Source organism: Streptomyces sp. NPDC002790, from assembly GCF_040295505.1.
Taxonomy (GTDB): domain Bacteria; phylum Actinomycetota; class Actinomycetes; order Streptomycetales; family Streptomycetaceae; genus Streptomyces.
Map to the genome: position 1 here is coordinate 1 of NZ_JBEOVM010000115.1, position 19,185 is coordinate 19,185.

A 19,185-nucleotide genomic window follows, 5' to 3' on the forward strand; every position below is an offset into this window, starting at 1 on the left:
TCCCGCCCCTGGGCCGTCCCCCCCCGCGGCTCCCGGGCCGAACCCCGGGGCTCCGCCCCGGACCCCGCTGCTCAATCGCCGCAGGAGCTTAAAAGATCTGCTCAATCGCCCCAGGGGCTTGAAGGGCAGGGGCTTAAGAGTGGGAACCCAGGGCCCCACCGCGTACGTCCACAGTGGACAGAAAGCCGCTGCTCATCGCCTAGGGTTTGGGGCGAGGGCAGCGGGCACGGCAGGCAGTGAGGCGACGACGGCATGGCGCAGACGTACAAGGGCGGCGAGGGCAGCGGACCCGGAGCCGCCGGACCGGGAGCCGGACTCCCACGTCAGGGCGGCCGCCCCCTGGCCGACCGCGGCTACTGGGTGCGCGGCATCGTCCTCGCGGTGCTCGCGATCCTGCTCGCGCTCGTCATGGTGCTGCACGCGCAGATCCCCAACACCGTCGGCAACCTCGGTTCCCTGACCGAGACGTTCCTGCCCTGGCTGGGCGTCTTCATTCCGGTGCTGCTCGTCCTGGGCCTCGTACGGAAGTCGGCGACCGCGGTGATCGCGGTGCTGGCCCCGGCGATCGTCTGGTTCAACCTGTTCGGCGGGCTGCTCACCGACAAGACGGGCAGCGGCGGCGACCTGACCGTCGTCACGCACAACGTCAACGCGGAGAACGCCGACCCGGTCGGCACCGCGAAGGACGTCGCCGCGTCCGGCGCGCAGGTCATCGCCCTGGAGGAGGTGACGGCGCAGGCGCTGCCGACGTACCGGGAGACGCTCGGGAAGGCCTACCCGTACCACGCGGTCAAGGGCACCGTCGGGCTGTGGAGCAAGTACCCGCTCGCCGGCACCCAGTCCGTCGACATCAAGCTGGGCTGGACGCGGGCGCTGCGCACGACCGTCGCGACGCCGCAGGGCAAGGTCGCGGTGTACGTCGCCCACCTGCCGTCGGTGCGCGTGAAGCTCGACTCCGGGTTCACCGCCAGCCAGCGCGACCGGAGCGCGGACGCGCTCGGCGAGGCGATCACCGACGAGCCGCTGGGCAAGGTCGTCCTCCTCGGCGACCTGAACGGCACCATGAACGACCGCGCCCTGCACGGCGTCACCGCCCAGATGCGCTCCACGCAGGGCGCGGCGGGCAGCGGCTTCGGGTTCAGCTGGCCGGCCGCGTTCCCGATGGCGCGCATCGACCAGATCATGGTCAAGGGTGTGGAACCGGTCACGTCGTGGACGTTGCCGAGGACCGGGAGCGACCATCTGCCGATCGCGGCGAAGGTCGACGTGTGACGGCAGACGGTCCACCACTCGTCACGGCGTCTTAACCTCACGGAACGATCGCGGAATAGTCGGCGGGCGAGACTTTGTTCCGCACGTAAACTTACGTAGGCCACACTCACGCCGTCGCTACCCGAAAGTTCCTTCATGCCCCTCGCCCTGCTCGCGCTCGCCGCGGGTGCCTTCGGCATCGGCACGACCGAGTTCGTCATCATGGGCCTGCTGCCCAACGTCGCCGACGACCTGCACATATCGATCCCGGACGCCGGACACCTCGTCTCCGCGTACGCGCTCGGCGTGGTCATCGGCGCGCCGCTGCTCGCCGCGGTCACCGCGCGGATGCCGCGCCGCCGTGTCCTCGTTGGCCTGATGGCGCTGTTCGTCGTCGGCAACGCGGTCTCGGCGGCGGCCCCCGACTACCACTCGCTCATGCTCGCCCGCTTCGTCAGCGGACTGCCGCACGGGGCGTTCTTCGGTGTCGGCGCGGTGGTGGCGACGTCCCTCGTCGCGCCAGAACGCAAGGCCCGCTCGGTCTCGCTCATGTTCCTCGGCCTGACCATCGCCAACGTCGTCGGCGTGCCCGCCGCGACGGCGATGGGGCAGCAGCTCGGCTGGCGCGCCACGTTCCTCGCGGTCAGCGCGATCGGGCTCGTCGCGATCGCGGCGCTCCTTGCGCTGGTCCCCGCGGACCACGGGCACGCTGCGGCCGCCGCCGGTCTGCGCGGCGAGCTGCGCGCCCTGAAGTCCCTCCCGGTCTGGCTCGCGCTCGGCACGACGGTCGCCGGCTTCGGTGCGCTCTTCGCGGCGTACAGCTACGTCACGCCGATGCTCACGGACGCGGCGGGCTTCGCGGACGCGTCCGTCACCCTCCTCCTCGCCCTCTTCGGCGTCGGCGCCACCATCGGCAACCTCATGGGCGGCCGCCTCGCGGACCACTCCCTGCGTCGCACACTCTTCGGCGGCCTGCTGTCGCTGGTCGTGGTCCTGTCCCTCTTCCCGCTCCTGATGCGTACGGAGTGGAGTGCGGCGCTCGCGGTCTTCCTCCTCGGCATGGCGGCGTTCACGACGGGCTCCCCGCTCCAGCTGATCGTGATGGAGAAGGCCTCCGCGGCCCCCTCCCTCGCCTCGTCCGCGAACCAGGCGGCCTTCAACCTGGCCAACGCCGGCGGCGCCTGGATCGGCGGCCTCGCGCTCGCCGCGGGCTTCGGGGCGACGTCCCCGGCGCTCACCGGCGCGGCCCTCGCCGTACTCGGAGTGGGCGTCGCGTCGGTCGCGTACGCGGTGGACCGGGGTCGGGGTGCGGCGACACCGGGGCGGTTGGTGGCCTCGCATGTTCCGGAGCCGGCGGAGTCCTCCGTACGACACTGAGGCGTACGCAACTGAGGGCGCGGCCGCGCTTCGGGGGTGCGCCCCTGTGGGCTTCCGCGCGCTGGTCCGGATGCGTGACGGTTCAGCCTGGGTACCGTTGTACTGAGTGACCGTCTAGACAGACAGGACAGAGGGGGCGGCGATGCGCTGGCAGGTTCAGGAAGCGAAGCAGAAGTTCAGCGAAGTGCTCCGGCATGCCATTGCCGACGGTCCGCAGATCGTCACCCGGCATGGGGAGGAGTTCGCGGTCGTGCTGGACATAAGGGAGTACCGGAAGCTCAAGGGGGAGGAGCAGGACTTCAAGGAGTACCTGTTGCGGGGACCCGAGTCCGAGGAGTTCGCCGAGATCATGGAAGGGATCGTGGGCAGCCGGGACTTCCCGGGTGCCCCGGTCTGGGGGGACGACGAGTGACGACCTATCTGCTCGACACGAACACGGTCTCGGAACTGCGCAGACCCCGCCCCTCCCCCCAGGCGATCGCCTGGTACGAAGCGCAGCGCTCGGACGACCTCTTCACCAGCGTGGTGGCTGTCGGTGAAATGCGGCGTGGGGTGGAGCTGATGCGCCGTCGGGATCTCGCCCAGGCCGAGGCGCTGGACGTCTGGCTGAGCGGTGTACTGCGCGGGTTCGGCGAGCGGGTGCTGCCCGTGACCGGGGAGATCGCGGAGGTGTGGGGCCGTTTCCAAGGGGAGCGCGGACCGCTGGCGGTCGCCGACTGCTACCTGGCGGCCACGGCGCGGGTGCACGGCATGACGCTCGCCACGCGCAACGTCAAGGACATGGCCCGCACCGGCGTCGACATCGTCAACCCCTTTGAGTGCGAAGGAGATTGAGCCCGGCCCTGTGGGGGTGCCGCACCCTGGCACCCCCACAGGCGGTGGTCAGCCCCGGTACCCCAGCACCGTCATCATCCCCGCCTCCGAGTGGTACACGTTGTGGCAGTGGACCATCCACAGGCCGGGGTTGTCCGCGTCGAAGTCGGCCGTCACCGTGGCGTTCGGGAGGACGATCGCGGTGTCCTTGCGGGGGCCGCCCGCCGCGTTCGCCAGGGAGAACGTGTGGCCGTGCAGGTGGACCGGGTGCCACATCGACGTCGAGTTGGCGAAGACCAGGCGGACCCGTTCACCCGCCCGCACCGGGTAACGCTGATCCGCGTCGTACGGCTTCTTGTTGAACGCCCAGTCGTACTTGGCCATCCCGCCGGTCAGCTGGAGCTTGATGGTGCGATCCGGCTTACGGGACTCCAGCGCGACCGAGTCGTCCGCGCGGAGCTTGTCCGCCGTCAGCAGGCGGCCGTCCAACTCCTTGGGGCGGGCCGAAGCGGCCGGCGTCGCACCCGAACCCGTACGCAGCACCGCCATCCCCGACGCCTTCTTGCCCTCCGCCAGAGCCGTCAGCGGGAACACCCCGTCGCCCGCCGTGACCAGCACGTCGTACCGCTCGCCCATCCCGAGCAGCAGCGAGTCCGTCTTCGCGTGCCGCACCGGGAACCCGTCCGTGTGCGTCACCGTCATCTCGTGGCCGCCGAGCGCGACGCGGAACGCCGTGTCGCCGCCCGCGTTGATGAACCGGATCCGGACGCGGTCGCCGGGGTGGGCTTCGAAGGACGAAGGGGCTCCCGGCGTACGGCCGTTGACGAGGTAGTGCGGGTACTTCACGTCACCCGCGTCGCCGCCGAGCAGCTCGCTCTTCGCGCCCATCATCATGCGGGAGGGGCTGTCCGCGGAGGGGGAGGACGTCTCCCCGGAGTCCATCGACATCGACATGCCGTGCGCGCCGTGGTCCATGCCCCCGTTCTCCATGCCTCCGCCCCCGTGGTCCATCCCCTTGCGGAGCTCCTTGAGTACCGCGTCCGGCGTCGAGCCGGCCACCCCGTCGACCCAGTCGTCGAGGACGACCACCCACTCCTTGTCGTAGGAGAGCGGCTCCTTCGGGTCCTCCACGATCAGCGGCGCGTACAGGCCGCGGTCCTGCTGGGTGCCCGAGTGCGGGTGGAACCAGTACGTGCCCGGGTGCGCGACCTTGAAGCGGTACGTGAAGTCGGCGCCCGGCGCGACGGACTTCTGGGTCAGGTCCGGTACGCCGTCCATGTCGTTGCGCAGCGCGATGCCGTGCCAGTGCATCGACGTGGGTTCGGGGAGGTGGTTGGCGAGGGTGAGGTCGAGCGTGTCGCCGGCCGTGACCCTGACCTCCTTGCCGGGCAGATCGCCGCCGTACGACCAGGACTTGACGGTGCGTTCGCCCAGGTCGAGCGGGGTCGCGGCGGCCGTGAGCCGGACCTCGCGGACCCGGCCGCCGGCGCCGCGCCTCTTCTCGGCGGCGGCGACCTCCTTGCCGGCCGGGTCGACGTAGCCGCGCGGTGCGGCGGCGTCGTTCGTTCCGGTCGTCCCGGAGGAGCAGGCCGCCAGCGTTCCCGTGCCGGCCACGGCGATCGCCGCGCCGAGCAGGGTGCGTCGAGTAGGGGTGCGCGGAGTTTCCTTGCGCATGCGTGTGTACCTCGCTGTCGATGAAGCTGCGATGAGGGTGAATTCAGGCGTGCGAAATCGCGCGCAGGCCTAAATGCGCAGTACCGACAGTCGAGAGAGGAGTCTTCGGGGCGGGGGAGGGTTCGGGCGCTGGGCGAAGGCGAGGCCGCGGGCGTGCGGCCTCGGCGCCACCGCCGTGAGCAACGGGCGCAGCACCGCCGCCGTCAGCAACAGCAGCGTGAGCGAACCGAGCACCGCGAGGCACACGTTCAGCGGGTCCATGCCGCCGTGGCCGGGGGAGTCGGGGGCGTGCTCGTGCACGGCGGGCGCGTGGTGGGGCGCCGCGTGCGCCGACGCGGCGGGCATGGGCATGGACATGGACATGGACATGGACGTGGACACGGACATGGGCGCCGCGTCCGCCGTGTGACCTGACGTGTGATCCGCCGCGTGCCCCGTCGGATGGCCCAACGTATGCATCCCGACGACCCCGAGGAGCAGCGCCGCGAACAGCAGCATCCGCTGCCACCGCCCGGTGCCGCTTCGCGTCCTCGCCATGCCCGCACCCTACCCCCACCCGGTATCCGGTGAGGCGCGGCCTCCCTGCGGTCTCCCTATGGAGTCCTGAGCCCCGGCGGCGGGTGAGCGCCCACCCGCCGCCGGGGTGTCCTGGAGGTCAGCGGCGGTACGAGCGCACGTAACCCGGAGCCGGCGAGCCGACCCCCGTCACGTCGTCGTAGCCCCTGACGGCCTTCAGGGAGGCGTCCTTGCCGAGGCTGCGCACAGACGTGAGCAGGCCCTCGGAGGAGTCGTAACTGTTGGCGTAGTCGACGCGGACCACGGCGAGGTCCTTGCCGGTGGGCCTGTCGACCACGTCGTGGTACTTCGCCGTGCCGTACCGGTCGTAGATCGCCGGGTTCGCGAAGCCGAGCGGCTTGCCGCCGCCCGTCTGCTGCGCGAGCGCCTGCACACCCGCGACGACCGGCGCGGCGAGCGAGGTGCCGCCGATCCGGTACTCGTCGTAGGCCTGCGAGCCGTCGGGCAGGGTCTGCGTCTGACCCACCAGGAAGCCGGTGTTCGGGTCGGCGATGGCAGAGATGTCCGGGACGACGCGGTTCTTGCCGCCGTTGGCACCGGCCAGCGCGTCCGGCACGACGCCCTTCTGGTAGTCGGGCTGCGCGACCGTCTTGCTGGTGCCGCCGCCCGCGCCCGAGGTGTAGGCGCCCGGGAAGTCGGTCCAACTCTTGCTGTCCGCCGCCAAGTTGGACTTCAGCGTGCCCCAGCCGGTCTCCCACTGGTACTTGTCGCCCTTGCCGACCGCGAGGGAGGTGCCGCCGACGGCCGTCACCCACGCCGAGTTGGCGGGCGTGTCGACCTGCTTCGTACCCGTCGACGCGACGTTGTCGCCGTTGTCGCCGGAGGAGAAGTAGAAGCCGATGCCCTCGACGGCGCCCAGCTGGAACACCTGGTCGTACGCGGCGGCCAGCTCGGGCGTCTGGTTGGCCTCGATGTCGCCCCACGAGTTGGAGACGATGTCGGCCAGGTGGTTGTCGACGACCTTGCCGAGCGAGTCGAGCAGATCGTCGTCGTAGCAGGAGGCCGCGCCCACGTACGTGATGTCGGCGGCCGGGGCCGTGGCGTGCACGGCCTCGACGTCGAGGGTCTCCTCGCCGTACCAGCCGGCCGCGTCGCACTCCTCGGTCTTCGTGTACTTCTTCGGCAGCACCTGCTTCAACTGCCGGGTGTTGTACGCCGCGTCCCCGTGCTTCTTCGCGTACGTCGCCGCGTCCTTGGCGATGGTCGGCGAGGCGTACGCGTCGGTGATCGCGACCTTGACTCCCTTGCCGGTCGCCTTCCCCGCGCCGTACGCGGCACGCAGCTGCTTGCCGGTGTAGCCCTTCGGGGCGTACGGGATCTTGCCGCCGTACGCGTCCGGGAGCGTGGTGGCGGTCTTCGACCCGTAGTACGTGGAGAACGGTCCGGCATTGCGGAACACGGCGCTCGGCGGCGGCAACTGGTCCTGCTTCGTCGCCTTGTGCGGGGCGCTGTCGAGCCCGGTGACCGTGAGCACGGCGCCGTCGAGGGAAGCGGGCACGGACGCGGCGGCGGACGGGGCGCGGTAGGTGTGCCCGCCCTTCTTGTAGTCGTGCAGTTGCGTGCCGAAGGCCTTCTCGGTGGCGGCCACGTCGCCCGACACGGAGAGGTAGTGCGCGGTGGAACCGGTCACGGTGAGGCCCGAGGACTTCAGCCAGGCCGTGACCTCGGCTATCTGCTCCTTCGTCGCCCCGAAGCGGCCGCGCGCCTCCTTGGCGCTCAGATACTTCTGGTACTGCCCGGACGACGGGTCGGCCACGGCCTTCGCGTACGCGGCGAGGCCCTTGGCGTCCCGGCCGGCCAGGTAGACGCGCGAGGTGACCTTGCCGCCGTCGGCCGTGTCGCCCTTGTCGGCGGAGCCGGTGGCCCACAGCGGCCTGGTGCCGGAGAGCGTGTCGCGGTTCGGCTGGGCGTGGGCCGGGGCGGCGAGCGCGAGGGCGCCGGCCAGCAGCGGAAGGGTGGCCGCGAGGCTCAGGCCCGCCCGGGTGCGGCGTGCGCCGCGATTGGATCTCATACGGAACCCCCTGCGTAGAGGTGCTCAGGTGCTGAGGTGCGGAGAGCACGGTGCTGCGGCGCATGTGTAATGCACACGCAGAAAGGCCCACTCTTGCCAACAACCGTTCACGCGGGGGAAATGGGACGATCAAGAAGACGTCAAGTCGGCTCAACTCCGGTCGGGATGGGCCGATTTGGGCGCATCGGGGGCGGCGGTGCAGCCTGTTGTGCAGAGCCGTCGGCGGTCATCGGGGCACTGCGTCCACACGGTGGGCGCAGGGCGGGCACTATGACCCTGAGGGGGTCGACAGGCACTATGAACACATTGCCGGCCGAGCAGAGACGATCAAGGTCGGCAACGCGCAGGAAACCGGCGTGTGGTGGGATGTGTCCAGGCCCTCTGGACGGCATGGGAGCAGTAGGCCTGACCAGCAAGGATGGGTGGAAGCGAGAGATGGACAAGCAGCAGGAGTTCGTGCTCCGTACCCTGGAGGAGCGCGACATCCGGTTCGTACGTCTGTGGTTCACGGACGTGCTGGGCTTCCTGAAGTCGGTGGCCGTGGCCCCGGCCGAGCTGGAACAGGCGTTTGACGAGGGCATCGGCTTCGACGGCTCGGCGATCGAGGGCTTCGCCCGGGTCTACGAGTCCGACATGATCGCCAAGCCGGACCCGGGCACGTTCCAGGTCCTGCCGTGGCGCGCGGAGGCCCCCGGCACGGCGCGCATGTTCTGCGACATCCTGATGCCCGACGGTTCGCCGTCCTTCGCCGACCCGCGCTACGTCCTGAAGCGGGCCCTGGCCAAGACCTCCGACCTCGGCTTCACGTTCTACACCCACCCCGAGATCGAGTTCTTCCTGCTCAAGGACAAGCCGCTGGACGGCACCCGCCCGGTGCCCGCCGACACCTCCGGCTACTTCGACCACACCCCGCAGAACGTGGGCATGGACTTCCGCCGCCAGGCGATCACCATGCTGGAGTCGATGGGTATCTCGGTCGAGTTCTCCCACCACGAGGGCGCTCCCGGCCAGCAGGAGATCGACCTCCGCTACGCCGACGCGCTCTCCACGGCGGACAACATCATGACGTTCCGCCTGGTCATGAAGCAGGTGGCGCTGGAGCAGGGCGTCCAGGCCACCTTCATGCCGAAGCCGTTCTCGGAACACCCGGGCAGCGGAATGCACACGCACCTCTCCCTCTTCGAGGGCGACCGGAACGCGTTCTACGAGTCGGGCGCCGAGTACCAGCTCTCCAAGGTCGGCCGCTCCTTCATCGCGGGCCTGCTGAAGCACGCCGCGGAGATCTCGGCCGTCACCAACCAGTGGGTCAATTCCTACAAGCGGATCTGGGGCGGCTCCGAGCGCACCGCCGGCGCCGGCGGCGAGGCCCCGTCCTACATCTGCTGGGGCCACAACAACCGCTCGGCCCTCATCCGCGTCCCGATGTACAAGCCCGGCAAGACGGGCTCGGCCCGCGTCGAGGTCCGCTCCATCGACTCGGGCGCCAACCCGTACCTCACGTACGCGGTCCTCCTGGCGGCGGGCTTGAAGGGCATCGAAGAGGGCTACGAACTCCCTCCGGGCGCCGACGACGACGTCTGGGCCCTCTCCGACGCGGAACGCCGCGCGATGGGCATCGAGCCCCTCCCACAGAACCTCGGCGAGGCGATCACCCTGATGGAACGCTCGGAACTGGTCGCGGAAACGCTGGGCGAGCACGTCTACGACTTCTTCCTCCGGAACAAGAAGCAGGAGTGGGAGGAGTACCGCTCGGAGGTCACGGCGTTCGAGCTGAGGAAGAACTTGCCGGTGCTGTAGGCGTAGGTCAGAGCGGTTTCCGCTCGTTTCCCCGAGAGGGCCCACGGTCGATGACCGTGGGCCCTCTCGGCTGTCTGCCGTGCTGGCCGAAACGGTACCGCTCTGAGTAATCGCGTCCTTACGTCGTGTCAGTGGCGTGTGCTGTCATATGACCAGAGCGGGTGCATCAACGCAGCTGATCTGAGGGGGAGTTCGGTCATGGGGGTACGGGGCGGGCGTCGGGTGAGCGGGCGGCGCCCGGCACGGCGTACGGCTCGTCGGCGGGTGAGGCGTCGCTCCAGGAAGCGGGACGAGCGGATCGCCCTCCTGGGCGGTGGTGTCGTCGTGGCGGTCGGTGTGGTGATGGCCGCTGTGCGATGGCTGCTCGGGCACTGGTGGCTGCTCGTCCTCATCGTCGCGCTCGCCTCGGCCGTGGGCGGCTTCTGGCTCCAGCGGGGCCGGCAGCGGGCCGAGTGGCAGCGGGTCCGCGCGCGGTCGCTACGGCTGCGCATAGCGGAGATGGACGCGCTGGATCACCGGGCGTTCGAGTTCGCCGTCCGGGACCTGATGCGCCGGGACGGCTGTGCGGCCGAGCGGATCGGTGGCGCCGGTGACGACGCCTGCGACGTACGGGCCACCGACCCGGCCGGTCGAATCTGGGCGGTCCAGTGCAAGCACCGCCGCGACGGGGACCGTGGCTCGGCCGTCGGCGTGGGGGTGCTGCAACAGGTCAACGGCACGGCCCGGCAGGTCCACGGGGCGGATGTCGCGGTCGTGCTCACCAACGGGCGGTTCTCCTCGAAGGCGGTCCCGTGGGGCCGGGAGCACCGCATCCACCTCGTCGACCGGCGCGTACTGGGCGAGTGGGCCGCAGGATCCCGGCCGCTCTGGGAACTTCTCGATCGCATCCCGCCACCACGGCGACCGAGGCACGATCCTGACCAGAAGGGGAGTTGGGCCAAGTGATCCTGACGCTCAACGTGGCGTTGCTGCTGGCCGTGATCGTCTACTTCCGCATAGGCCGGCTGGGTCGGTTCCAGAGCAAGGCCAGCCAGTGGACGAACGTGTTCATCGTGCTGGTGCTCGGTGTGCTCATCGCGCCGACCGGGTTCGGACAGGCGATTATCGCCGTTCTGGGCAACGTCGTGCAGAGCATCTCGGCCTCCGCCGGCCCGTGAGGCCTACAACGCGTCCCGCAACGGCACAGCGGAGCGCTTGTGGTATTCCTGGATGGCCCAGCCGTTGCCGTCCGGGTCCGTGAAGTGCATGAAAGTGCCGCCGTCGTCGGGGCCGTACTGGATCGGTTCCGAGACGTCCAGGCCGCGGGCGCGGAGTTCTTCGTGGGCCGTCTTGATGTCGCTGACGACCAGTTGCAGGCCGTGGTACGTGCCGGGGGCCGCCGTGCCCGTCGGGCTCGGGAGGCCGGTGGTGAGGGCGATCGAGCAGCCGGAGCCCGGCGGGGTGAGCTGGACGACGCGGGCGCCCGGCATCACCTCGCGGTCGACGTCGCAGTGGAAGCCGGCCTTGTCGACGTAGAAGGCCTTCGCGCGGTCGATGTCGGAGACCGGGAGGGGGATTACTTCCAGGGTCATGTCCATGGAGGTAAACGTAGGGGCGAATCGGTGGTTCCGGGCCGGTGGTGCCGGGTGGTCGTTCGGGTGGTCATTCGAATTGCCAGCGGGTCTGCGTGAACTTCTCGCCCTTGCCGAAGCCGAAGACCGTGCGCGGCGGCACCGCGTAGACCAGGGACGGCCCCTCCTGGCCCTGGAACGCGCCGTCGGCGCGGACCTCGAAGTGCCAGGCCGGGCCGTACTTCTCCTCCCAGGCCTTGGCGAGGGCGTGCAGGCGCTCCGCTTCCGTGACCCGCGTCGCCCGCCCCTCGACCACCACGTCGAAGCCCGCCGCCCAGGCGTTCGTGCCAGTGGTGAGGACGACCTCCGGGTTCTCCGCGAGGTTGAGCGACTTGCGTTCGCGGTCACCGGAGGTGAAGTGCAGGGATCCGTCCAGCCAGACGGCGAGGAGGGGCGTGACGTGCGGGCGGCCGCCGGGGCGCACCGTGGAGATCCAGAACAGCTCGGCGCCGGTCAGCAGCCGTTCGGCCGCCGCCCACGGGGTGGGTTCGGCGCCGGGGGAGCTGTAGCGCGGGTCGATCGACGTGCGCGGGGTGTCGGGGCGGGTGTGGTGCGGCATCGAGGGCGTCCCTTCGTCGTACGTGGCCACGCGTACACAGGTGGGGACCTGCCGCGGCCGCACAACTCATCGGTGCAGCCCGGAGGGCAGTAGGCTCAAGGCCACCGTTGATCGAACAGGAGGCCGGGCGATGATGTCGGTGCCGCACGAAGGGGGACGGTGGACGGGCGGCCGCAGAAGCAGCACCTTCACCCGGCTGCTGCGACTCGGCTTCACCGATCCGTCCACCGCCGAGCGACTGCTCGACGACCCCGCCCTGTCCGCCGTGCGCTCCGACCCGCTGCTCCTGGACGCGCTCGGCGCCGCCGCCGACCCGGACCTGGCACTCCTCGGCCTCGTCAGGCTGGTCGAGGCCCAGGAGGACGAGACGGCGCGGCGCGAGCTGCTCGACACGCTCGTCGCGGCGAAGCCGCTGCGCGACCGGCTGCTCGGCGTCCTCGGTTCCTCCGAGGCGCTGGCCGACCACCTCGCCCGGCACTCGAAGGACTGGCGGGCCCTGGTCACGTACGAGGCGGGCGATCTGCACCCCGGCGTCGAGGAGTTCGAGCGGGGGCTCGCCGACGCCACCGACGAGTCGTCGCTGCGCGTCGCCTACCGGCGCTGCCTGCTGTCCATCGCCGCCCGCGACGTGTGCGGCACGACCGACATCACCGAGACCGCCGCCGAACTCGCCGACCTGGCGACGGCGACGCTGCGCGCGGCCCTCGCCATCGCCCGCACAGCGTCCCCCGCCGACGCAGCGCTGTGCCGGCTCGCCGTGATCGCGATGGGCAAGTGCGGTGGCCATGAGCTGAATTACATCTCCGATGTCGACGTCATTTTCGTCGGGGAGCCCGCCGACGGGTCCGCCGACGAGGGCAAGGCCATCCAGGCCGCCACCCGGCTCGCCTCGCACATGATGCGGATCTGCTCCGACACGACCGTCGAGGGCACCATCTGGCCCGTCGACGCCAATCTGCGCCCCGAGGGGCGCAACGGGCCGCTCGTCAGGACGCTGTCCTCGCATCTCGCCTACTACCAGCGCTGGGCCAAGACCTGGGAGTTCCAGGCGCTGCTCAAGGCCCGCCCGGTCGCGGGCGACCCGGACCTCGGCGAGGAGTACGTCGCCGCCGTGTCGCCGATGGTGTGGCAGGTGTCCGAGCGGGACAACTTCGTGCCCGACGTACAGAAGATGCGCAAGCGGGTCGTGGCGAACATCCCCGTCGGTGACGTGGACCGCGAGCTGAAGCTCGGGCCCGGCGGCCTGCGCGACGTCGAATTCGCCGTGCAGCTGCTGCAGTTGGTGCACGGGCGCGCGGACACCGCGCTGCGCAGCGGGACGACCCTGAAGGCGCTCGCCGCGCTCGCCGACGGCGGATACGTGGGCCGGGTCGACTCCGTGCAGCTCGACGACGCCTACCGGTTCCTGCGCACGCTCGAACACCGCATCCAGCTCTACAAGTTGCGGCGCACCCACATGGTGCCCGAGGGCGATGCCGACCTGCGCCGCATCGGCCGCTCGATGGGCATGCGCACGGAACCCATCACGGACCTCAAGCGGGCCTGGAGGCGGCACACGTCCGTCGTCCGCCGCCTGCACGAGAAGCTGTTCTACCGGCCGCTGCTCGACGCCGTCGCCCAACTCGCCCCGGGTGAGACCAGGTTGCGCGCCGACGCGGCCCGCGAGCGCCTCGTCGCACTCGGCTACGCCGACCCGAGCGCCGCGATGCGCCACCTGGAGGCGCTGGCCTCCGGGGTCAGCCGCAAGGCCGCCATCCAGCGGACGCTGCTGCCGGTGCTGCTCGGCTGGTTCGCGGATTCCGCCGACCCGGACGCGGGGCTGCTCAACTTCCGCAAGGTGTCCGACGCGTTGGGCAAAACACCCTGGTACCTGCGGCTGCTGCGCGACGAGGGCGCGGCCGCGGAGAACCTCGCCCGGATCCTGTCGGCCGGCCGCCTCGCCCCCGACCTCCTGATGCGCGCCCCCGAATCGGTGGCGCTGCTCGGCGACGAGCGGGGCCTGGAGCCGCGCGGACACGCCCAGTTGGAGCAGGAGGCGGTCGCGGCGGTACGGCGGGCGGACGGTGCCGAGCAGGCCGTCGCCTCGGCGCGCGCGGTGCGCCGCCGCGAGCTGCTGCGCACGGCTGCCGCCGACATCATCGCCTCGTACGGCACCGAGGACACCCCCGCCGTCGCCGACCAGGGCGCCCTGGTGGACCAAGTGGGCTCCGCCGTATCGGACTTGACGGCCGCCGCGCTCGGCGGGACCTTGCGGGCCGTGGTCCGTGACGGCTGGGGCGACACCCTGCCGACCCGCTTCGCCATCATCGCCATGGGCCGCTTCGGCGGGCACGAGCTGAGTTACGGCTCCGACGCCGACGTGCTGTTCGTGCACGAGCCCCGTGAGGGCGTCGACGACCAGGAGGCCGCGCGGGCCGCCAACAAGGTCGTCTCCGAGATGCGCCGACTCCTCGCCTTGCCGAGCGCCGATCCGCCGCTGCTCATCGACGCGGACCTGCGCCCCGAGGGCAAGTCCGGCCCGCTGGTGCGCACGCTCAAGTCCTACGCGGCGTACTACCGCCGTTGGTCCCTGGTGTGGGAGTCGCAGGCGCTGCTGCGGGCCCAACCCGTCGCAGGTGACGAGGAGTTGAGCCGCGCGTTCGTCGATCTGGTCGACCCGCTGCGCTATCCAGCCGAAGGCCTCGGCGACGATGCCGTACTGGAGATCCGCCGCCTCAAGGCCCGCATGGAGTCGGAGCGGCTGCCGCGCGGCGCCGACCCCACGCTCCACACGAAGCTGGGCCGCGGGGGCCTGTCGGACGTCGAGTGGACGGTGCAGCTGCTTCAGCTCAGGCACGGCTGGGCGGAACCGGGCCTGCGCACCACCCGCACCCGCGAGGCCCTCGCCGCCGCGTGCGCCGCCGAGCTGATCCCCGCCGAGGAGGCGGCGATCCTCGACGAGGCGTGGGTCCTCGCCACGCGCGTGCGCAACGCGGTGATGCTGGTGCGCGGCAGGCCGGGCGACACGTTCCCCTCGGACGGGCGTGAACTCGGCGCCGTGGGACGCTACTTGGGGTACGACCCCGGGCACGTGGGCGACATGCTGGACGACTACCGCCGCACCACGCGCCGCGCACGCGCCGTGATGGAGGAGCGCTTCTACGGCGGGTGACGCGGCCGGTGCCGAATCAAGCCCGAGCAGCCCTACGTGTCAGGCAGCCCTACGCGTCGAGCAGCACCCGGCAGCGCGCGACGAACCCGGTGAGCGCCAGCTCGAACGCCGCGTCCGTACGGCTCTCGGGCCCGGCGGCCAGGGCCCGTTCGAGCAGCGGGGTCCGCCCCTCCTCCGTCGGCTCCCACATGGTGTCGGGCGCCGCCATGTCGAGCGCCGAGCCGAGCACCAGGTTGTCCAGGGCGATGATCACCGGCATCACGTCCGGCAGCGCGAACCCGGCGTCGAGCAGTAGCGCCACCCCCAGCTCGTACTGCGCGAGGACCCGGGGAGCCCGCACCGGGTGGGTCGTCAGGAGCGGGATCGCCTTGGGGTGCGCGGCGAACGCGGCGCGGTAGGAGCGGGCCCACCCGGCGATCCCCTCGTCCCACGGGAGGCCCGAGGTCAGCGGTGTCTCGTCGATCGCGGAGCAGATCCGCTCGCGCAGCAGCTCCACTATGCCGTCCCGGCCGTCCACGTGGTGGTAGAGCGAGCCGGTCTGCACGCCCAGGCTGCGCGCCACCTGCGGGACGCTGAACTCGCCGTGCTCGTCGACGACGGCGAGCGCCGCCGTGGTGATCCGCTCCCGGTCGAGGAGGGATGTGCGCGGCCGCCCCATTCCGGTTCCTCCTCAGTGGTCACAGTCGGCTGCGGAAAATCGGGTCTTCCCGTATGCCCAACGGGAGGCTACATTGCGGAAACCAAAAGCCTTTAGATTTACGCCCGTCCGCAGTGCGGGCCTGCCGCCGCCAGAAGGGCTTCCTTCCGCATGCCCGAGACCTCTTCAAAGACGAAGACGCAGAACAAGACGCAGACCGGGACCGCACCGCCGAGCGCGTCGCCCAGCCTGCGCACCGGCACCCTCGGCACCTCCGACATCGCGTTCTTCGTGATCTCCGCCGCCGCCCCGCTCACCGTCATGGCGGGCGTCGCGCCCATCGCCATCGCTCTCGGCGGCGTCGGAGCGCCCGCCGGGTACCTGCTCGCCGGCATCACCCTCGCGGTCTTCGCCGTCGGCTTCACCGCGATGAGCCGCCACGTCAGCGGCGGCGGCGCCTTCTACTCGTACATCGCGCAGGGCCTCGGCAAACCGGCCGGAATCGGGGCGGCGCTGCTCGCGATGGTCGGCTACAACGGCATGGAGATCGGCGTCTACGGGCTCCTCGGCTCCGCCACGCAGGACACCGTCCACGCCCTGTTCGGCACGGACGTGCCCTGGCTCCCGGTCTCCCTCGTGGGCCTGGTCCTGATCTGGTACGGCGGTTTCCGCTCGATCGACTTCGGCGCGAAGGTGCTCGGCGTGCTGCTGGTCGCGGAGACGGGCATCCTGCTCCTGCTCGCGGGCGGCGTGCTCCTCAAGGGCGGCGCGCACGGCCTGTCCGCGGCCTCCTTCGCGCCCGGCAACGTCCTCGTGCCCGGCACGGCCGCCGTCCTCGCCTTCGCGTTCGCCGCGTTCACCGGCTTCGAGTCGACCGTCATCTACCGGCGCGAGGCCCGCGACCCGGACCGTACGGTGCCGCGCGCCACGTACATCGCGGTCGCCTTCCTCGGCCTCTTCTACGCCTTCACCGTCTGGATCGCCATCCAGTCCTTCGGCGACGCGGCCGTCGTCAAGGCCGCGGGCGACGACCCGGCGAACCTCTTCTTCACCGCGATCACCACCTTCGTCGGCGGCTGGGCGGCGGACCTGATGCACATCTTCATCGTCACCAGCGTCATCGCCTCGCTCCTCGCCTTCCACAACGCGATCAACCGGTACGCGCTCGCTCTCGCCGACGAGGGTGTCCTGCCGCGGGCCGTCGCCCGCATCCACCCCAAGCACCGTTCCCCCTACGTCGCCGGGCTCGCGCAGACGGTGCTCGGCGCGGTCGTCGTGCTCGGGTTCTGGGCGGCGGGCGCGGACCCGTACGACCAGCTCCTCCTGTGGGTCAACACCCCCGGGATGCTGGGCCTGATGGCCCTCCAGCTCCTCGCGGCGCTCGCCGTCCCGTTCTTCTTCCGGCGGATCACGCACGAGGAGGGGGTGGTGCGGACGGTCGTGGCGCCGGTCGCCGCGACGCTGCTCCTGGCGGTGGCGATCGCCCTGGTCGCCACGCACATCGACCTCTTCACGGGGGCGTCTCCGCTGGTCAACTGGATCCTGCTGGCGGTCGCCCCGGCGGTCTTCGTGCTGGGCCTGGGATTGGCATGGCGCCTACGCCGTTCCCGCCCGGCCACGTACGCCCGCTTCGGCCAGTAACAGCTCCCGCCCCGGGGCTCCGCCCCGCACCCCGCGCCTCAATCGCCGGCGGGGCTGGAAAGATCGGGGCTCCGCCCCGGACCCCGCGCCTCAATCGCCGGCGGGGCTGGAAAGATCGGGGCTCCGCCCCGCACCCCACGCCTCAAACGCTGGCGGGGCTTGAAAGTCGCCTCAGACGCCGGCGGGCTGGAAAGGCCTGCTCAATCGCCGCAGGGGCTGGATGTGGGCGGGCGAGCCAATCAAGCCCCTGCGGCGATTGAGCAGCGGGGTCTGGGGCGGAGCCCCAGGGCGGGAGCCGGTGCCGGTGGGGGCGCGGAGCGCAAACCGGACCACAGCAGCACCGCACACACCGACACGACCGAGACGACCCGAAACGGAGTGAACCGCACCGATGCCATCCGCCGACCTCCTCCTCACCAACACCCACATCCGCACACTCGACCCCACCCAGCCGAGGGCAACCGCCCTGGCTCTGGCCGGAGGCCGCATCGTGGCGGTCGGTGACACGGACGACCTCGTCCGGGACTGGACCGGGCCGCACACCGAACGGCTCGACCTGGCGGACGCCCACGTCGTGCCCGGCCTCGTCGACTCCCACAGCCACCCCGTCTGGGGCCTGGAAATGGCGACCGGCGTCGACCTCAGCGGCGTGACCGACCTAAACGGACTCCGCGCCGCCCTGCGCACAGCCGAACGGCTCAAGGGCTGGGTCGTCGGGTGGGGGCTCGACCACAACGCCTTCGAGGGGCGGACCGTCCACCGCGAACTCATCGAGGACGTGCTCGGCGGCGCACCCGCCTTCCTGCGCCTGTACGACGGCCACTCCGCGCTGGTCACCGGCGCCGCCCTCGACGCCGCGAAGGTCACCGGGCCGCGCTCCTTCGACCAGCGGGCCGAGATCGTCTGCGACGGCGACGGGCGGCCCACCGGATACCTCGTCGAGCACGCCGCCATGGACCTCGTGTACGAGGTCGCGCCCCGGGCCTCGGCCCAGGACCGCCGGGCAGGACTCGTCGAGCTGCTGGGCACCATGGCCGCCACCGGTCTCACCGGGGCCCACGTCATGGACGGCTCGGGGCTCGACCTGCTCGCCGCCGTGGAGGAGGACACCGATCTGCCGCTGCGGCTCACCGTCTCGCCCTGGTGCATGCCGGGCGTGGACCGGGCCGGGCTCGACGAGCTGGTGGAACTGCAGAAGCGGGCGGGGCGCCGCTGGCGGGTCGGTGGCGTCAAGTTCTTCATGGACGGCACCGTCGAGGGCGGCACCGCCTGGCTGGAGCACGCCGACTGCCACGGGCAGGGGACGGACGCGTTCTGGCCGGACCCGGCGGCGTACAGCGCGGCCGTACGTCATCTGCACGCGGCCGGCGTGCGCACCGCGACGCACGCCATCGGCGACGCCGCCGTCCGGCACGCCCTCGACACCATCGAGGCGCTCGGGGCGAGCGGCCGGAACGCGCACCGGATCGAGCACATCGAGTCCGTGCCCGACGACACGATCCCGCGGTTCGCCGCGCTCGGCGTCGCCGCGTCGATGCAGCCGCCGCACACCGCGTACACGAAGGGTGACCACAGCGACGAGTGGTCCAAGCGGCTCGGTGACGCGCGCGCCGCCCGCGCCTGGCGCACCCGTGACCTGCGGGACGCGGGCGCCGTGCTCGCGCTCGGCTCCGACTGGCCGATCGCCCACTACGACGGCCGGCAGGTGCTCGCCATGGCGCGGGTGCCGGAGGGAGCGGCGGGCCCCGCGCAGGGGCTCACCGGGCTCGAGGCGCTGGAGGGTGTCACCTCGCACGCCGCGATCGCCGCGGGGCACGCGGCGGAGGGCGGCCGGATCGCGGTCGGGATGCGCGCCGACCTCACCGTGTTCGGCCTCGACCCGGTCACGGCCCCCGCCGACGAGGTCGCCGAGGCCCCCGTCGTCCTCACCGTGACGGACGGCCGGATCACGCACCGCGGCGCTTGAGACGGAAGGGGCGGCACCGTACGGTGCCGCCCCCGAGCCGTCAGGCCTACGCCTTGATCGGCATCAGTTGGCGGGTCACCAGACGCGGCCGCGCGTACGGCAGCGCCCCCGACCAGGCCCGC

The 19,185-nt window shown here is 71.4% G+C and carries 16 protein-coding genes; 10 read left to right on the forward strand and 6 right to left on the reverse strand.

All coding sequences use genetic code 11. The features are described 5' to 3' along the window. Positions 1-252 precede the first annotated feature (252 nt). The 4 genes from ABT004_RS30895 (at position 253) to ABT004_RS30910 (ending at position 3,462) form a co-directional block, all read left to right on the forward strand. The gene (locus ABT004_RS30895) at positions 253-1,272 is read left to right on the forward strand and encodes an endonuclease/exonuclease/phosphatase family protein (RefSeq protein ID WP_351343237.1); all 1,020 of its coding nucleotides are present in this window, start codon (positions 253-255) and stop codon (positions 1,270-1,272) included. 135 nt (positions 1,273-1,407) lie between these two features. Then, the gene (locus tag ABT004_RS30900) at positions 1,408-2,628 is read left to right on the forward strand and encodes an MFS transporter (RefSeq protein WP_351343239.1); all 1,221 of its coding nucleotides are present in this window, start codon (positions 1,408-1,410) and stop codon (positions 2,626-2,628) included. A 142-nt stretch (positions 2,629-2,770) separates the two neighbouring features. After that, a complete protein-coding gene (locus tag ABT004_RS30905) occupies positions 2,771-3,040 on the forward strand; it encodes a type II toxin-antitoxin system Phd/YefM family antitoxin (protein ID WP_351343241.1) in 270 nt (89 codons plus the stop codon). Then, positions 3,037-3,462: a type II toxin-antitoxin system VapC family toxin gene (locus tag ABT004_RS30910; protein WP_351343243.1), complete on the forward strand. Its 426-nt coding sequence runs from the start codon at positions 3,037-3,039 to the stop codon at positions 3,460-3,462. Before ABT004_RS30905 ends, ABT004_RS30910 begins: the two co-directional genes overlap by 4 nt. Positions 3,463-3,510: 48 nt before the next feature. On the opposite strand, the gene ABT004_RS30915 is transcribed toward ABT004_RS30910, so the two are convergent. From ABT004_RS30915 to ABT004_RS30925, 3 genes are all read right to left on the reverse strand, one after another. Then, positions 3,511-5,115: a multicopper oxidase family protein gene (locus ABT004_RS30915; protein WP_351343245.1), complete on the reverse strand. Its 1,605-nt coding sequence runs from the start codon at positions 5,113-5,115 to the stop codon at positions 3,511-3,513. A gap of 69 nt (positions 5,116-5,184) precedes the next feature. After that, entirely contained in the window at positions 5,185-5,652 is a 468-nt protein-coding gene (locus tag ABT004_RS30920) for a DUF6153 family protein (protein ID WP_351343247.1), read from the reverse strand. 118 nt (positions 5,653-5,770) lie between these two features. Further along, a complete protein-coding gene (locus ABT004_RS30925) occupies positions 5,771-7,702 on the reverse strand; it encodes a S53 family peptidase (RefSeq protein WP_351343249.1) in 1,932 nt (643 codons plus the stop codon). 435 nt (positions 7,703-8,137) lie between these two features. On the opposite strand from ABT004_RS30925, the gene glnA2 reads away from it, so the two are divergent. The 3 genes from glnA2 (at position 8,138) to ABT004_RS30940 (ending at position 10,656) form a co-directional block, all read left to right on the forward strand. Next, the gene (glnA2, locus tag ABT004_RS30930) at positions 8,138-9,499 is read left to right on the forward strand and encodes a gamma-glutamylpolyamine synthetase GlnA2 (protein WP_351343251.1); all 1,362 of its coding nucleotides are present in this window, start codon (positions 8,138-8,140) and stop codon (positions 9,497-9,499) included. A 264-nt stretch (positions 9,500-9,763) separates the two neighbouring features. Then, positions 9,764-10,444 carry a restriction endonuclease gene (locus tag ABT004_RS30935; RefSeq protein ID WP_451193608.1) on the forward strand — a complete coding sequence of 227 codons (681 nt, stop codon included), beginning with the start codon at positions 9,764-9,766 and terminating at the stop codon, positions 10,442-10,444. After that, positions 10,441-10,656, forward strand: coding sequence for a hypothetical protein (locus ABT004_RS30940; RefSeq protein WP_351343255.1), 216 nt, complete (start codon positions 10,441-10,443; stop codon positions 10,654-10,656). Before ABT004_RS30935 ends, ABT004_RS30940 begins: the two co-directional genes overlap by 4 nt. 3 nt (positions 10,657-10,659) lie before the next feature. Here the strand turns inward: ABT004_RS30940 and ABT004_RS30945 are convergent, their stop codons facing one another. Both ABT004_RS30945 and ABT004_RS30950 read right to left on the reverse strand, forming a co-directional pair. Next, positions 10,660-11,076, reverse strand: coding sequence for a VOC family protein (locus ABT004_RS30945; RefSeq protein WP_351343257.1), 417 nt, complete (start codon positions 11,074-11,076; stop codon positions 10,660-10,662). Between the two features lie 64 nt (positions 11,077-11,140). Next, positions 11,141-11,668 carry a pyridoxamine 5'-phosphate oxidase family protein gene (locus ABT004_RS30950; protein ID WP_351343266.1) on the reverse strand — a complete coding sequence of 176 codons (528 nt, stop codon included), beginning with the start codon at positions 11,666-11,668 and terminating at the stop codon, positions 11,141-11,143. Between the two features lie 130 nt (positions 11,669-11,798). Between ABT004_RS30950 and ABT004_RS30955 the strand changes: the two genes are divergently transcribed. Beyond that, positions 11,799-14,819 (forward strand): bifunctional [glutamine synthetase] adenylyltransferase/[glutamine synthetase]-adenylyl-L-tyrosine phosphorylase, encoded by a 3,021-nt coding sequence (locus ABT004_RS30955; protein ID WP_351343259.1) that lies wholly within the window; start codon positions 11,799-11,801, stop codon positions 14,817-14,819. 49 nt (positions 14,820-14,868) lie between these two features. Here ABT004_RS30955 and ABT004_RS30960 read toward each other — a convergent pair whose 3' ends face one another. Next, a complete protein-coding gene (locus tag ABT004_RS30960) occupies positions 14,869-15,477 on the reverse strand; it encodes a TetR/AcrR family transcriptional regulator (RefSeq protein WP_351343261.1) in 609 nt (202 codons plus the stop codon). 150 nt (positions 15,478-15,627) lie between these two features. On the opposite strand from ABT004_RS30960, the gene ABT004_RS30965 reads away from it, so the two are divergent. Continuing rightward, positions 15,628-17,097, forward strand: coding sequence for an APC family permease (locus tag ABT004_RS30965; RefSeq protein ID WP_351343262.1), 1,470 nt, complete (start codon positions 15,628-15,630; stop codon positions 17,095-17,097). A gap of 391 nt (positions 17,098-17,488) precedes the next feature. Then, entirely contained in the window at positions 17,489-19,063 is a 1,575-nt protein-coding gene (locus ABT004_RS30970; RefSeq protein WP_351343264.1) for an amidohydrolase, read from the forward strand. Positions 19,064-19,185: the final 122 nt, after the last annotated feature.

Coding starts and splice junctions, on each gene's coding strand:
- ABT004_RS30895 (WP_351343237.1), top strand. CDS start 253: ATGGCGCAGACGTACAAGGGCGGCGAGGGCAGCGGACCCGGAGCCGCC.
- ABT004_RS30900 (WP_351343239.1), top strand. CDS start 1,408: ATGCCCCTCGCCCTGCTCGCGCTCGCCGCGGGTGCCTTCGGCATCGGC.
- ABT004_RS30905 (WP_351343241.1), top strand. CDS start 2,771: ATGCGCTGGCAGGTTCAGGAAGCGAAGCAGAAGTTCAGCGAAGTGCTC.
- ABT004_RS30915 (WP_351343245.1), bottom strand. CDS start 5,115: ATGCGCAAGGAAACTCCGCGCACCCCTACTCGACGCACCCTGCTCGGC.
- ABT004_RS30920 (WP_351343247.1), bottom strand. CDS start 5,652: ATGGCGAGGACGCGAAGCGGCACCGGGCGGTGGCAGCGGATGCTGCTG.
- ABT004_RS30925 (WP_351343249.1), bottom strand. CDS start 7,702: ATGAGATCCAATCGCGGCGCACGCCGCACCCGGGCGGGCCTGAGCCTC.
- glnA2 (WP_351343251.1), top strand. CDS start 8,138: ATGGACAAGCAGCAGGAGTTCGTGCTCCGTACCCTGGAGGAGCGCGAC.
- ABT004_RS30945 (WP_351343257.1), bottom strand. CDS start 11,076: ATGGACATGACCCTGGAAGTAATCCCCCTCCCGGTCTCCGACATCGAC.
- ABT004_RS30950 (WP_351343266.1), bottom strand. CDS start 11,668: ATGCCGCACCACACCCGCCCCGACACCCCGCGCACGTCGATCGACCCG.
- ABT004_RS30955 (WP_351343259.1), top strand. CDS start 11,799: ATGATGTCGGTGCCGCACGAAGGGGGACGGTGGACGGGCGGCCGCAGA.
- ABT004_RS30960 (WP_351343261.1), bottom strand. CDS start 15,477: ATGGGGCGGCCGCGCACATCCCTCCTCGACCGGGAGCGGATCACCACG.
- ABT004_RS30965 (WP_351343262.1), top strand. CDS start 15,628: ATGCCCGAGACCTCTTCAAAGACGAAGACGCAGAACAAGACGCAGACC.
- ABT004_RS30970 (WP_351343264.1), top strand. CDS start 17,489: ATGCCATCCGCCGACCTCCTCCTCACCAACACCCACATCCGCACACTC.